The sequence below is a fragment of the Amycolatopsis sp. NPDC043885 genome, from assembly GCF_056435685.1.
In genome coordinates, this window is the sequence record NZ_JBWKEA010000013.1 from 74,953 (window position 1) to 88,987 (window position 14,035).

A 14,035-nucleotide genomic window follows, 5' to 3' on the forward strand; every position below is an offset into this window, starting at 1 on the left:
AGGTGATGCGGCGCGGCTAGCTGTTAGCGCTGCGCAGACGTGCCCGACTGAGGCGCTGATTGTCGGCCGGTGACGGACCAGGTGGCCGGGTGAACTCGGTGCGGGTCAGGCTGGGTGTCTGTTCAAGGGCGGTGGTGATCGCGGCCGCGAGAGCGCGGCCGTGATCGGGTGAGTCCGGGCCATCGGTTTCGGCGGGCTGGCGCGATGCACGAGCTGCTGGCCGACTTCGTCACTGTGCGCGGCGGCCAGTCGGCGGGCCCTGGTGCCGAGCGCGGGCAGGGCGGCGAGTACCGCGGCGGCTGTGGCATCGGCCTTGCACCTGGCCGAATGGATCGCCCGTGGACACTGAGTTCTCCGCCGCAGCCGGTGAACCGGCTGCGGCCATCACAGCGGTGGCCGGTACTTCCGGGTGAACCGGACGCCGTTGAAGGTGTGGGTGCAGCACGGGCATGCGGGTTCCAGGTCGTCGGCACCCAGTTCGGGGTTGACGGCCTGCAACCGGTTGCCGTCGTCCACGTAGAGGCCGCTGTAGTAACTGGCCTCGCCGATCCGCACGTAGTCGCGCCGTTCGTGCGGCCGCCGGGCGACCAGCCAATGGATCGGGTCGGTGGAGTCGAGCCGGGCGGCGGCCTCGTCGCGCACCTCGTCCCAGTCCGCGCCGATCTTGCCGAGCAGGAACCGGAACAACGGCGTGTAGTCCAGGCCCCGGCGTTCCCGCCCTCCCATGGAGCCGCGCATCAGGTCGGAGACTCGTTCGGTTTTCGTGTTGCGTCGGTGCCGGTAGTCCCCACCGTGGTCGTGGTGGACGAACCTGGCCCGGGTGTTCACGCGACGGTACAGCGGCTCCTTCACCACACCAGCCTGCCACACGGTGCTCGTCGTCACCTGCTGCCGGAATTCAGGTCGGTGCCCCGGGTTTCGGCGCTGAGGAGCAGGGCGACGAGGGTGACGGCGATCGTGCCGACGAGGTACAGCACGACCGCCGTGGGGCCCTGTTTTTCGGCCAGCCACACGGCGATGAGGGGAGCGGGCGCGCCGGCGATGATCGAGGATCCCTGGAACACCAGGGAAGCACCGGCGAAACGGCGGCGGGTCGGGAAGAGTTCGGCGATCCAGGCGGCTTCCGGTCCGGCCAGGAGTCCGTGCAAGGCCGCGCCGACGCCGATGCCGAGATAAAGCAGAGGCAGATTGTCCGCTTGGACGACGGCGAAGAAGACCGGTGCCCACACCGCGAGGCCTGCCGCCGGGACCAGCATGGCGATACGCCGCCCGACGAGGTCCGACCAGTAGCCGCCGGCCAGCATCCCCGCGAACTGCAGCAGTGACCCGACGGCCACGGCGAGGAGGACGTCGGACTTGTCGTAGCCGAAGGTCTTCGTGGCGTACGCGACCACGAAGACGGTGTAGACGTAGAAGGCCACGTTCTCGCCCAGCCGCACGCCGAGACCACGGAGGACGGGACCGGGATGGGCGAGTGTCTCGAGGATGCTCGACCGCTCCCTGACGGCGTCCGCGGATGCCGTGGCCCGCGCCCGTGCTTCCTGGAACACCGGCGACTCGTCGATGCGCCGCCGGATCCAGAAGCCGATGACCAGAAGCGGGATCGCGAACAGGAAACCGACGCGCCACCCCCATTGGTCGAAGGCGTTTTCGGGGAGTACCAAGGCGATCCCGCCGACCACGGCCGTGGCCAGCACCGTGCCCAGAGGCGCTCCCGCCTGCGGCCACGCCGACCAGAAGCCTCGCCGCTTCGGGCTTCCGTACTCGCTGACCATCAGCACCGCCGCGCCGAACTCGCCGCCGAGGGCGAACCCCTGGATCAGCCTCAGCACGACGAGCGAGATCGTCGCCCCGATGCCGACCTGGGAGTAGGTGGGGAGCAGCCCGATCGCGGAGGTCGACAGACCGAGCAACAGGAAAGTGGTCACCAGCATGGGTTTGCGCCCGAGGCGATCGCCGAGATGCCCGAAGACGATGCCGCCGATCGGGCGCGCGACGAAGCCGAGCCCCTGTGTCGCCAGCGCGAGCAGCAGCTGGGCGAACCCGTCACCGCCGGGGAAGAACAGCGGCCCGAGCACGGTGGCCGCCAGGATTCCGTAGAGCGCGAAGTCGTACCACTCGAGCACCGCGCCGGCCGTACTACCCGCCAGCACTCGCCTGAACGCCGACCGGCTGACACTGACGGACCTCGAACCGGCCGTTTCGTGCGAGGCGGGCACGTTCGTCACTTTCGCTCCTCGTCGAGTCGGCCGGATCAGGCGCGGCGTCCGATATTCGGACACCATTGGTACGCTATTCGGACAGGTAGGAAGATAGACCGCGGTGGCGGGATCGCGCAAACAGTCGCAGGCCGGTCGCGTCGTCGAAGCGGCGATCGGTTCGGCCGGCGGCGCGATCCGGTCCGGCGTCGCCGATATCAGGTGTGCACCGCGATCTTCGTGGCGAAGTGCGGCATCACCACGGCGGTGCTGGTACCGCTGTACTCGGCCGGGCAGGTGACCCCGCTCGGCATCGCCGCGCTCCTGAGCGGTGCGCCCGCCGCGGGCACCTGCATCCATCTCTGCCGGCGAATCCTCCGTGAAGACCCCTGGACTTCACGGCCACTGGGCGGTGAGCTGTTCCACCGCCGCCTCGATGTTGACCGCACCGGCTCCGTAAGTGCGGATACTGGCTTTGACCCGCGGAGTCACGTCGTCCGGCATGCCGACGGCGACCACGATCGCGTCGGGCCGGGCGGCCAGGGCCTCGGCCAGCCGGGCCGTTTGCCAAGGGGTCCGGTAGGCGTCCCTGACCACCAGCACCACCGGGCCCGTCGACGGCAAGACCACCGGGTCGTCTTCGGTGGCGAGCACCGTCGAGTGGGCCGCACCGAGCTCGGCCAGCCGGTCGGCGAGGCTCCAGCGGGCTTCACCCAGCGCGTTGCCGCCGGCACGCAGTTCGACCACGAAGGCGGGCGCGGTCAAGGCGACCGGTCCGTCGACGCGCAGAGCGCGCCGCGCGGCTTCGAGCCCGAGAGCGCGGGAAGCGGCCAGAGCACGCAAAGCGGCCACTCGTGCGGCCGCGGTTTCCAGTGTCTCCAACGAAAGTGTGCCGTCGCGGACGGCTTCGGAGACCGACGCGCGGATGGCCGCGGAGAGCTCCGCACCTTCGGCCGGGCCGAGCAGCAGCAGATCGGATCCCGCCCGCAGGGCACGGACGGCCACCGCGCCGATGTCCTGGTTGCCTTGGCCTGCCTCGATGGCGATCGCGCTGGACAGCAGCACACCTTCGTAGCCCAGCTCTTCGCGGACAAGGTCGTGGAGCAGGCGGCGGCTCAGCGTCGCCGGGTCGTCCGGGTCCAGTGCGGGATAGAGCACGTGGGCGGTCATCATCGCGTGGACGCCCGCCTTGATCGCCGACACGAAGGGCGCCAGCTCACGCTCGCGGAACGTCGCGGCCGGAATGTCCACAATGGGCAGTGCGTGGTGCGGGTCGGTCACCGTCGCGCCGTGGCCGGGAAAGTGCTTGGCACAGACGGACACACCACCGTCCTGCATGGACTCGATGAACGCCGCGCCGTGTGCGGCGACCAGATCCGGCCGCGCGCCGAAAGACCGGACGCCGATGATCGGGTTGTCCGGATCGCTGTTGACGTCGATCGACGGGGCCAGGTTGAGGTTGACTCCGCAGGCCTTCAGATCCGCCGCGATGGCCGCGGCGACTTCGGCGGTCAACGCCAGGTCGTCGATCTCGCCGAGCGCGAGGTTACCCGGATACGCGCTGCCGGTCTCGTAGTCGAGGCGGGTGACGTCACCGCCCTCCTCGTCCAGCGCGATCAGCGCGTCGGGCGCCGTCCGCCGCAGCGCGCGGGTGTGCCGGACGATCGCCTGCCTGCCACCGTCCAGATTGGCCGGGAACAGGGTGACTCCGGCGAGCCCGTCGCCGAGCGCCGAATGCACCCACGCCGGCGGTTCGGCCCCGGTGTACCCGGCCAGCAGGCAGGCGTTGACGAGCCGGTCCAACTCATTCACCGACAACGGAGTTCTCCTTCGCGTAGAGCTGTTCGAGTACGACGGCGACGCCGTCTTCGCTGTTGCCGCCGATCACGTGGTCCACCAGTGCGAGCACGTCGGGGTGCGCGTTGGCCACCCCGTAGGCCGTACCTGCCCAGGACAGCATCGGCAGGTCGTTGGGCATGTCACCGAACGCGATCACGTCCGAGGCCGCCACCCCGCTCCGCGCGGCCAGCCGGGCCAGCGCGGCCGCCTTGTTCACTCCGATCGCGATCGCTTCGACCAGGCGTGAGCCGTTGGAGTGGTACGCGGCGACGAGCCCGTCCAAAGCCGGTCCGGCCAGCGCGAGGAGTTCGTCGGCGGACAGCGAAGGGTGCCTGCCGAGGAGCTTCGGCGCGGGCAGGCTCAGCAGCGTCGCGTCGTCGGCGCGCTCGATCGTGGCGCCGCGGTCCCATTCCCACGGCTCGTAAACCGGATCCGCGACCAACCGGTCGGCGTGCTCCACGGCGATGCCGATGCCGGGGATCGCCGCCCGCAGTCTGGTGACCGCTTCGGCCAGATCCGGTGTCGTGATGGCGTATTCCTCGACGACCGTCCTGGTGTGCATGTCGTACAGGTAGGCGCCGTTGGAGCAGATCGCGAGGCCCCGGTCGCCGAACCTCCCGGCGATCTCGGCCACCAGCCGCGGCGGACGGCCGGTGGCGACCACGAATTCGGCGCCCGATTCCTCGACGAGCGCGAACGCCGACACCGTGCGGTCGGAGATCGTGCCGTCCGGGCGCACCACCGTGCCGTCGAGATCCGTCGCCACCAACAAGGGCGTCATGACATCAATCCTCCGTCCGAGAACAATCCGGTCCATGCGTCCCGGCTGGTCAGCCGCGGCAGCGCCGCGCGGTACTGCTCGCGGACGGCGGCGCCGTCGCGGATGAACCGGGTGAGCACCCACGCGCCCTGGTACGCCAGGCGGACCAGGTGTTCCCGGTCGTACGTGCGGACGCGGACACCTCGCTGCGACGCGTCGGTCACCACCGCCGTGCGCAGCGCGCCGACACGCCACCAGTCGGCCTCCGAAACCGGTACGGAGCCCAGGGCGAGCCGGTGCACGCCGAGCAACGGCCCGAGGGCCAGCCGATCGAAGACACTCGGTTCGCTGATCGCGATGTCGTTCGACGCGAGCCCCGGTACGGCCGCCGGTGGATGCGCGACGGTCTCCGGATAGCGGGAACGCACCTCGCGGATCCGGGCGAGCGCCGCGACTCCGCCGTCGCGCAGGATGTCCGGCCCGTCGAGAAAGTCCGACACCGCTTGGATCACCGTCGCCGCGGCGCCGTACCGCATGCCCAGCAGCGAGGGAATCAGCTCGGCGAGCAGGGTTCCGGCGATCCTCAGCACCGGGAAATCACCGTGCAGTGCCGAGATGATCGTGTAGTTGCGCAGGATGAAATACCGGTTGAGCTCGTCGGAATCCTTCCACGGGAAGTCGGTGTGCCACAGGCCCGCGCCCGGCAGCGTCACCGTCGGGAACCCGTGCTCCCTTGCCCGGTAGGAGTACTCGGCGTCGTCACCCTGGAAGAACAGGGGGAGCGGATAGCCGGCCTCCTTGACCACTTCGTACGGGATCAGGCAGGCCCACCAGCCGTTGTAGCCCGCGTCGACGCGGAACTCCTGCCGGTACGGCCTGCCGGTGGCCGGATCCGTGGCCAGCAGGTCGACCGCGTGCAGGCCGTGCCGGATCGGCATACCCGGCCGGATGCCGTCGAGGTCGGTGTACTCGGCCGCCGCGTGCAGCCGGGTGGGGTGCAGCAGGTTCAGCATCTGGCCGCCGAGGATCAGCGGTTGCGCCGTGGACGCCGAAAACGCCGTCATCCGGACGAGCAGGTCGGGTTCCAGCACGATGTCGTCGTCCATGAACAGCACGTTCACGTTCTCGCCGTCGACCTCGTACAGGCCGCGCGTGAAGCCGCCCGCGCCACCCAGGTTCGGCTGCCGCAGGTACCGCAGCTTGCCCGGCGGCAGAACGCCCTCGGCCCGCACAGGGTCGGTGCCCTGATCGACGACGTACACGGCGTGCACCGTGGCCGCCGCCAGGTCGTCGTCGGCGATCGCGGTGAGCGTGGCGAGGCAGTCGGCAGGGCGGTCCACCGTGCAGATGGTCACCACCGTCGGCCGTGCTCGCGCGGCCGACGGAACCGTCCAGCGCACGTCACGGACGACAAGTCGTTCGCCTGGCTCGGTTTCCCAGTCCAGCCACAACGCGCCGCCGTCGACGAACCGGTCGAGCGGAGCGGTCAGCGAGATCGGCTCGCCGTCGACGATCCGCGCCGCCACCACTCGCGGCTCGCCCTCGAAATCCGACGCCAGCAGGGAAACCGTGCCGGAACCACCGGCCTCCAGTTCGACCTCGACGGCACCGATCGTGGTCCAGCGCTGCCAGTAGCTCGCCGGGAACCGCCCGAAGTACGTGTTGCCGGAGACCTTCGACGCCGGCTCGACGATGAGTGTGGTCCGCTCGCGGCGAGCGCTGCCCGAGACGACCTGAGCGTAGAGATCCTTGCCGATCACGGGATCAGGCCCGGCGAACAGTCCGCGCTGCGCGATCACCGGCGCACCCCGGCGGTCACGGCAGCCAGCCCGGCCGCGGTCCTGGACAACGGGAACCGGGCCGCGTTGCGCAGTCCGGCCGCGCGCAGGTCCGTCAACGCGCCGTCGTCCTTGGCCAGGAGCCGGATGGTGTCCGCGAGCGTGGACCGGGTGAACCGGATCGCCGAGTCACCCAGGACCTCGGCCAGCCCCGGCACCGGCTGATACGCCACCGGCAACCCGCAGGCCTGCGCCTCGACCGCGACGAGCCCGAACGCCTCCAACGTCGTCGACGGCATCACGAGGAGGTCGTGCCGCGCGAAGGCCTGCCACAACGCGGGCCGGTCGAACCAGCCGAGGTAGTCGACCCGCGTCGTGTCCACCGGGAGTCCGGCGAACTCGTGCTCGGGTGCCGCGACGCACAAGGTCACGCCGGGCAGCCCCGTCAGGTCCGCGATCAGCCCGGCCGCGCCCTTCTCCGCGGTCAGCCGGCCGGCGTACAGCACCCGGAACCCGTCCCGCGGCCCGGGCCGCGGCGGCGGCGAGTGCAGCAGCCGATCGGGGATTCCCCATGGCACGTGGACGATCCGCTTCGGTTCGACCGGCGTGACCGTGCGCAGGAGGTCGGCCATCGCCGAGGTCGGCACGACGACCGCGCCCGCCGCCGCCGCGGCCTCGCGCAGCACCTCACGCTGGGTGGGATGCTCCGCCGCGAAGAGCAGATCGGTGCCGTGCACGAGCGCGATCCGCGGATGGTCGGGGAACGCGCGGAGCAACGCGGGCGTGGCACCGAAACTCAGGTGCTGCCAGTGCACCGCGTCGAAATCGGCCGGGTCGAAACGGCGCCGGATCGCCGTCGCGAGAGTATCCACATAGGACCAGAATTCTGGCCCGTCGAGCTGCTTTCCCGGCACGTCGAGCAGGTCCGGCCCGCCAGGTGCGGCGCCGGAGCCGAGCATGAAGACATCCGCCTCGATCGGCGCGTCCGGCGCGAGGTAGAGGTCCTTGAGGAGCTCGACGCTCCCGCCGGGACTGCCCGGCGGGAGGTCGATCCCGGTCAGCGTCTTCATGACAGTTCCTCGTACAGCCGGGAAATGTCGATGCCCGCCGTACTCGTGTACTTCACGCCGACGCGCTGATAGCTCGCCAGCGATCCGTGCGCCACCAAGAAGATGATCTTGCCGAAGGTCATCAGCGGATAGACCCGGACCGGCCTGGCCACCCTGATCTCCAGCGTCCAGTTGATCGCGTGACCGACGTGGCCGAGCGGCGCCGAGACATGGACCCAGATGCCGAGCCCGCCGATCGTGTGGTCGCCGTTGATCATCTGCGCGTAGCGCTCGGAATGGGTCCGCTCGTGGGTGACACCGAGGTACAGCCGCCCCGGTTCGAGCACCATGCCCTCGGGCGGGATGACGAGCTCGGTGTACGGCGTCGACCTGGCGGCGTCCAGTTCCGTGTCGAACACGCGCATCTTCTCGCCGAGACGCCAGTCGTACGCGTTGGGCGACAGCCGGTCCGGCTCGAACGGGTCGATCACGATGTCCCCGCTCTCCAGCGCCTTCCCGATCGCCTTGCGGGTGAGGATCACGAGGTGACCGCCATCGTGTCGCGCCAATAGCGGGACTCCTGCGGGCCGACCGCCGACTGATACTTCCCCGCGTAGAGATCGATCTCGCCGGAGGACACGAAGAACATGATCTGGCCGATCTTCATGCCGCGGTAGACGCGCAACGGCTGCACGGGGGAGAGCATGAGCGTCCACTGGCCGTGGAATCCGATGTCCCCGATCGGTGCGGTGATCTCGACGAACAGGCCGAGCCTGCCGACCGAGGACCGGCCGAACAACAGCGGCACGTAGATGTCCGAGCCGATGCGCTCCTCGGTGTGCCCGAGGTAGAGCTGATCGGGCTGGAGCACATACCCGTCCTCGGGCAGCTGGATCGTCTCGGTCGGGTTCGGCCGGTAGGCGTCGACGACCTTGTCCCGATAGGACATCAGGGTGCCGCCGAGCCGGACGTTGTAGCTGTTCGGGTTGACCTGGTCCGGGCTGAACGGGGAGATCGCGATCCGGCCGTCGGTCACCGATTCGGTGATCTCCGGCCCGGTCAGGATCATTTCACCCCGCCCTTGGCCGTCACGAAGCGGTACTTCACCTTGTCTTCGATCCCGAGGTCCCGCAGCAGCCTCTGCACGGTGGCGAAATCGTTCATCATGACCTCGCCGTCCTCCTCGGCGCGGCAGTCGGCGATGATCTCGTCGACGTGCTCGATCCCGGCGAACCGGAGCACCTGCGGCCACAGTTCGTAGTCCTCGGCGCCGAACGCGGTGATCGCCTCCGGGAGGTACCGGATGAAGAACTCCTGCCGCTCCGGCTCCAGTTTCGGGTAGATCTCCTTCATCAGCTCGGCCAGCACGGGACCGTGCGCCGCCTCGTCGCGGGCGTGCAGCCGGGCGATGAGCGCGTGCATCGGCTGGATGGACTTGTCGCCCGCCAGCAGGTCGAGGAAGGCGTTGATACTGACCTCGCCGACGACCGTCCACATGAGATAGAGCAGATCGCGCTGCCACTGCTCGTCCATGCTCTCCGCGAGCGCGTAGAGCCTGCGGTTCGTCACCGGCTCCACAAAGGATTCCTCGAGGCTGATCTCGCGTGCCTCGCGGGTGCGCTGCATCGCCATCATGTGCATGTAGGTGTGCCACACCTCGTCGATATGGGACTGCTGGACGACTTCCTTGACCTCGTAGCGGTCGACGCCGGGGAAGACGCCGTGCGCGAGCTTCTCGAAGGTCGGGTTCGCCACGTGTTCCTCGGCGGCGATGACACGCTCGTTGTAGGCGATCCACGCCAGCGTGTTGACGAGCAGCCGCTGTTCCTCCGACGCTTCGAGGAACCGCGGGTGCTCCGAGAACGGCATGAGGTGCAGCGGGTAGTCCAGCAGGCTGGGATCGTAGTCACCGGGGTTGACCACCCCGGCCATGTCGGTGCGGATGGTCGCGCGCTTGGGCCAGGCCGCCGCCAGCCTGCGCAGCATGCTCGGTCCGACGTGGGTCTCCGCAAGCTCGATGGGATGCATCGTCATCTCTCTCCTGTCGCGAAGTTCGAGGTCACCAGGTCTTCGACGCGGACGAACTCGAGTCCGCGGTCAAGCAGTCCTTCGATCACCGACGGCAAGGCGGTGACGGTCTGGGAACGGTCGCCGCCACCGTCGTGCATGAGCACGATCGAGCCGGGAATCGTTTGCCGCAGCACGGTTCGCGCGATCACGTCCGGGCCGGGCATCGCCCAGTCCTCGGTGTCGACGTCCCACAGCGCGAGCCGCGCGCCGAGGTTCGTCAACGAGCGGAGCACCGCGGGGGTCCGTGATCCGTAGGGCGGGCGGAAGAACGCGGGCACGGTGCCGAAGGCGTCCGCTATCACGTCACCGGTGCGGTCGAGCTGGTCGGTGAGCTCGGTCGCCGAGAGGTCCGGCAGATAGGGATGGGACCACGTGTGATTGCCGACGCCATGGCCTTGTTCCGCCATCCGGCGCAGCTCTTCGCCGCGCGCGCCCGCGTTCAGCCCGACACAGAAGAAGGTGGCGCAGACGCCGTAAGACTCGAGAATATCGAGAATCCGCCCGGTGTAGGGAGGATGCGGACCGTCGTCGAACGTGAGCGCGATCTGCGCGCGCGTCCGGTCGCCGTGTTCCAGCGAGCGCCCGGCCGCCGTCATCGCGGCCAGCGCTTCGTCACTGGAGGCCATCGCCGCATGATGTTCGTCCAGCCGCCCGGTGAGCGACCCCGACTCGATCTCCAGGCGCACCACGGAAGCGGGATCTCGCCAGGCCGCGCGTGCCAGCTCGACGGCGGGCACCGAGCCGAAGCCCGGCCTCGACGGCAGTATGGCCGGGTCGGCGCGGTACATGTCCAGGCCGGCGGCCATGAAACCGCCGTCGAGCATGCCGTTGGTGCTGTCGACGACCGCGGTCACGGGGCCGCCGAGGCCGTTCAGATAGGACGCGATCTCCTTGCTGCGGTCCGCGGCGAACCGCACGGCGGGCCGGTCACCGTGCCCGTTCCCGTCGAGGACCGCGATCTCGAAACCCGCGTCGGTCCAGCCGATTCCGGCGTACAGCATCGATTTACCCCCATGGTGCGTGTCTCTCAATCCAGTCGTGCGGTGGTGAGATGCCTGACGGTCGCCCGCCGGACGACGATCGGTCCGGCGATGGCGATCACCGCCGCGAGCAGGCCGGGCACCACCATGGCGGTGCCCAGCGAGGTGACGTCGGCGAGCGGGCCGATGACCGCGGGCCCGCCCAGCTGGCCGGCGTAGGCCATGGTGGTCACCCAGGAAAGCGCGCGCCCGGGGTTCGCGCCACCCGCGCCGACGGCGCTGAAGATCGCCGGTACGACGGTCGCCAGACCGGCCGCCACGACCACCCAGCCGACCAGGCCGAAAGCCAGCCGTCCCCCGGGAAGCAGTGGCGCGACGAGAACGAGCGCGTACCCCAGCACGGCGACCGATCCCGCGTACCGCATCCAGCTCGCCGGGTTCACCTTCGACCGGAGCCGATCGGCGGTGAGCCGGGAGACGGTCAGCGCGGCGGCGAACGCCGTGTACGCGAGCGACGCCGTCGCCGGATCCGCGCCGAGCATCCCTTGTGCGTGCAGGGAAGCCCAGCTGTAACCGGCGCCTTCGCTGACGAAACCGGCCAGCGCGACCAGGCCGAGCAGCATGATGGTGCTCGTCGGCAGCCCACCGGAAGAGACGACCGGGTCACCGGCCACCCCGTGCCGCGCCTCGCCGGTCAGCAAATGCTTGCCGGGAAAGAGGAACAGCACTGCCGCGACCACGCCGGCGCCGACCATCAGCGCCGTGCCTCCCGTGCCGAGATGCAAGCCGACGGTGATCGTGAGGCCGCCGGCCACCCCGCCCAGGCTCCACACCCCGTGGAACGTCGACATGATCGAGCGTCCGTAGCGGGCTTCCACCTCGACGGCCTGCCCGTTCATAGCGACGTCCAAGGAACCGAGCGCACCGCCGAGCACGAACGCGGTGGCCAGCAGTACCGGAAAACTCGGTGCCAGCGCGGGACCGAGCAGCGCGAGCGCCGCGACAGGCGCGATCACCCGTAACACCGCTCGGCTGGACCAGGCGTCGGCCAGCCGCCCGGCCACCGGCATGCAGGCCATCGAGCCGAGCGCGGTGACCAGCAGTACCAGCCCGATCCGGCTCTCGCCGAGATCGAACCGGGTGTTGATCGACGGCAGTGACGCGCTCCAGACGGCGCAGATCAGCCCGCAGAGCCCGAAAACGCCCGTCACGGCCATTCTGGCGCGACGAACGGCGGTCTCGGAACGCGTCACAGCGGCGGACTTCCTTCTCTGCTGGCGGGCATGACAAAGGAGGAGTCCTTCAGTGTCCATATAGGACAAAGCCGTGAACTGTCCCCCAGTTCGTCCGGATCCGCGACGGCGCGGCCGGTTATAGTAAAGAAACTTTCCTAATTAAGGATGCAGGCACGATGGTCCCGCTGTCAAGGGAAAACTCGAGGTTCGGGTGGTGCCGCGAGCAGGGTGTGCATGGCCGCCAGCTCCTCGTCGCCTTTCGCCGCGGCGACCCAAGGTCTGGTCAGATGATCACCTGTCGATCTGGGCACCAGGTGGACGTGCAGGTGGAAGACGTCCTGCCAGCCGGCGGATCGGTTGGCCTGGAACAAGGTCAGTCCGTCCGGCCGCAGTACCTCATGGATCCGGGCGGCCATCGAATGGACGGTCCGCATGACGGCGGCCGCGTCCTCGGCGGAGATCTCCCAGAGGTCCGCGGCGTGGGCCCGCGGCATCACCAGAGTGTGCCCCGGCATCACGGCGGTGTGGTCGAGGAACGCGATCGTCCGCTCGTCCTCGAACAGCACGCGCCCGGCGCCCTCTCGGCCGGCCGCGATCTCACAGAACACGCAAGCGGTCTCGGTTTCATCCATGCCGCCGACTGTAGGGCGAGATGACCTTCGGTGGTAAATGTCCACAATGGAGTGTTGTGTGAGCGGATCGCCGGGAACGGTCGGCGGTGTTCATGTCCTGGTCATCTGGATGTGCCGTTACTTTCGGGTAACTTGTCACGCCGTGACTTCATAGTGGGCTGTCCGATTCACTCCAGGGAAGGAACACCTTGATGGCTCAGGCCTCCAGAGCCCGCGTCACCGTCGGCGGTCTCGTGCTCGTCGCGGCGGTTGTCGCGGCTTTGCCCCCTTCGGCCGTCGCGGCCGACGAACTGCCGAGCGTGAAGCCGACGACCGAAACCCCTGCCGTGTACGACGACGAAGCAGGCGGCAACGCGGACGCCGACGACCCGGCGATCTGGCGTAACGCGGCGGCTCCGGATCGCAGCCTCGTCGTCGCCACGGTCAAGGAAGGTGGCCTGCGCGTATACAACCTCGACGGCCGCGAAGTGCAGTCGATACCGGCGCCGAAAGCGCCCGGCCCGGACGATGCCCCCGGCCGGTTCAACAACGTCGACCTCGTGCACCGGATGAAGGTCGGCTCCGGGGTGAGCGACCTGGCCGTCGCCAGTGATCGCGGCCGTGACCGGCTGCGGATCTACCGTATCGACGGCGGCAACGTGGGTGCCCCGCTCACCGACGTCACCGATCCCTCGGTGCCGGCGATCTTCTCCTCGTCGCAGGAGGAGATCAACGAGCAGCGCACCGCTTACGGTCTCGCGACGTGGACCGATCCCTCCAGCGGCCGCTCGTTCGCGGTGGTCAGCCAGCGGGAACGCACCGCTCTCAGCCTGCTGGAGCTGACCGCGGGCGCCGGAGGCACGGTCTCCTACCGCAAGGTGCGCACTCTCGCGTTGCCGTCCGAGTTCAGGCTGCCGAACGGCAAGTCGTGGACCCCGTGCGGCGAGCCGGGCGAATTGCCCCAGGTCGAGGGGATGGTCGTCGATCCTGCGAACGGCATTCTCTATGCCGGGCAGGAGGACGTGGGCATCTGGCGGGTGGACGCCGACCTCGAAGGCACGCCGAAGCTCATCGACAAGGTCCGCGAGTACGGCGTCCCCGGGACCTACGACGAGGCGACCGAAGAGTGCGTACCCGGATCCGACCCGGGCTACGGCGGCACGCGCCTGTCGGCCGACGTCGAAGGTCTCACCCTGCTCAAGCAGAAAGACGGTGACGGCTACCTCCTCGCGTCCAGCCAGGGGGACAACAGCTTCGCCGCCTACGACCGCGAACTCGGTGACGACAACGAGTACGAAGGCGGCTTCCGGGTGATCGCCGCGTCCGCGACCCTCGACGGCACCGAGGAAAGCGACGGCGCCGCCGTCCTCAACGAGCCACTCGGCAGCAAGTACCCGAACGGCCTGCTCGTCGTCCAGGACGGTGACGACAAGCCGGGGGAGCCGGGCCGGGACGCCACGAACTTCAAGTTCGTCGACCTCAAGCGCGTACTCGACGCCCTCGACGACTGACCGG

At 69.2% G+C, this 14,035-nt stretch carries 13 protein-coding genes; 1 reads left to right on the top strand and 12 read right to left on the bottom strand.

The annotated features are described in order from the left end of the window. Positions 1 to 384: 384 nt before the first annotated feature. The 12 genes from AC069I_RS30355 to AC069I_RS30410 form a co-directional block, all read right to left on the bottom strand. A complete protein-coding gene (locus tag AC069I_RS30355; RefSeq protein WP_478266963.1) occupies positions 385 to 852 on the bottom strand; it encodes a hypothetical protein in 468 nt (155 codons plus the stop codon). A 29-nt stretch (positions 853 to 881) separates the two neighbouring features. Next, positions 882 to 2,228, bottom strand: a complete 1,347-nt coding sequence (locus AC069I_RS30360) for an MFS transporter (protein ID WP_478266964.1) — start codon at positions 2,226 to 2,228, stop codon at positions 882 to 884. Positions 2,229 to 2,594: 366 nt separating this feature from the next. After that, complete coding sequence (locus tag AC069I_RS30365) at positions 2,595 to 4,010, bottom strand: glycoside hydrolase family 3 protein (RefSeq protein ID WP_478266965.1); 1,416 nt, start codon at positions 4,008 to 4,010, stop codon at positions 2,595 to 2,597. Then, entirely contained in the window at positions 4,003 to 4,818 is an 816-nt protein-coding gene (locus tag AC069I_RS30370; protein WP_478228078.1) for an HAD family hydrolase, read from the bottom strand. The genes AC069I_RS30365 and AC069I_RS30370 overlap by 8 nt, the downstream gene beginning before the upstream one ends. Continuing rightward, complete coding sequence (locus AC069I_RS30375; protein ID WP_478228077.1) at positions 4,815 to 6,596, bottom strand: glycosyltransferase; 1,782 nt, start codon at positions 6,594 to 6,596, stop codon at positions 4,815 to 4,817. Before AC069I_RS30375 ends, AC069I_RS30370 begins: the two co-directional genes overlap by 4 nt. Continuing rightward, positions 6,593 to 7,645: a glycosyltransferase family 4 protein gene (locus AC069I_RS30380; protein WP_478266966.1), complete on the bottom strand. Its 1,053-nt coding sequence runs from the start codon at positions 7,643 to 7,645 to the stop codon at positions 6,593 to 6,595. The genes AC069I_RS30375 and AC069I_RS30380 overlap by 4 nt, the downstream gene beginning before the upstream one ends. Then, positions 7,642 to 8,193, bottom strand: coding sequence for a dCTP deaminase (locus AC069I_RS30385; protein WP_478228075.1), 552 nt, complete (start codon positions 8,191 to 8,193; stop codon positions 7,642 to 7,644). Before AC069I_RS30385 ends, AC069I_RS30380 begins: the two co-directional genes overlap by 4 nt. Next, the gene (gene dcd, locus AC069I_RS30390) at positions 8,163 to 8,693 is read right to left on the bottom strand and encodes a dCTP deaminase (RefSeq protein WP_340688019.1); all 531 of its coding nucleotides are present in this window, start codon (positions 8,691 to 8,693) and stop codon (positions 8,163 to 8,165) included. The genes AC069I_RS30385 and dcd overlap by 31 nt, the downstream gene beginning before the upstream one ends. Beyond that, positions 8,690 to 9,658: a diiron oxygenase gene (locus tag AC069I_RS30395; RefSeq protein ID WP_478228074.1), complete on the bottom strand. Its 969-nt coding sequence runs from the start codon at positions 9,656 to 9,658 to the stop codon at positions 8,690 to 8,692. The genes dcd and AC069I_RS30395 overlap by 4 nt, the downstream gene beginning before the upstream one ends. Beyond that, the gene (locus tag AC069I_RS30400) at positions 9,655 to 10,695 is read right to left on the bottom strand and encodes a polysaccharide deacetylase family protein (RefSeq protein ID WP_478266967.1); all 1,041 of its coding nucleotides are present in this window, start codon (positions 10,693 to 10,695) and stop codon (positions 9,655 to 9,657) included. Before AC069I_RS30400 ends, AC069I_RS30395 begins: the two co-directional genes overlap by 4 nt. 26 nt (positions 10,696 to 10,721) lie before the next feature. Further along, positions 10,722 to 11,927 carry an MFS transporter gene (locus tag AC069I_RS30405; protein WP_478266968.1) on the bottom strand — a complete coding sequence of 402 codons (1,206 nt, stop codon included), beginning with the start codon at positions 11,925 to 11,927 and terminating at the stop codon, positions 10,722 to 10,724. Positions 11,928 to 12,097: 170 nt separating this feature from the next. Further along, positions 12,098 to 12,541, bottom strand: a complete 444-nt coding sequence (locus AC069I_RS30410) for an HIT family protein (RefSeq protein WP_478266969.1) — start codon at positions 12,539 to 12,541, stop codon at positions 12,098 to 12,100. A 191-nt stretch (positions 12,542 to 12,732) separates the two neighbouring features. Between AC069I_RS30410 and AC069I_RS30415 the strand changes: the two genes are divergently transcribed. Then, complete coding sequence (locus tag AC069I_RS30415) at positions 12,733 to 14,031, top strand: phytase (RefSeq protein WP_478228070.1); 1,299 nt, start codon at positions 12,733 to 12,735, stop codon at positions 14,029 to 14,031. The last annotated feature ends 4 nt before the right edge of the window (positions 14,032 to 14,035 follow it).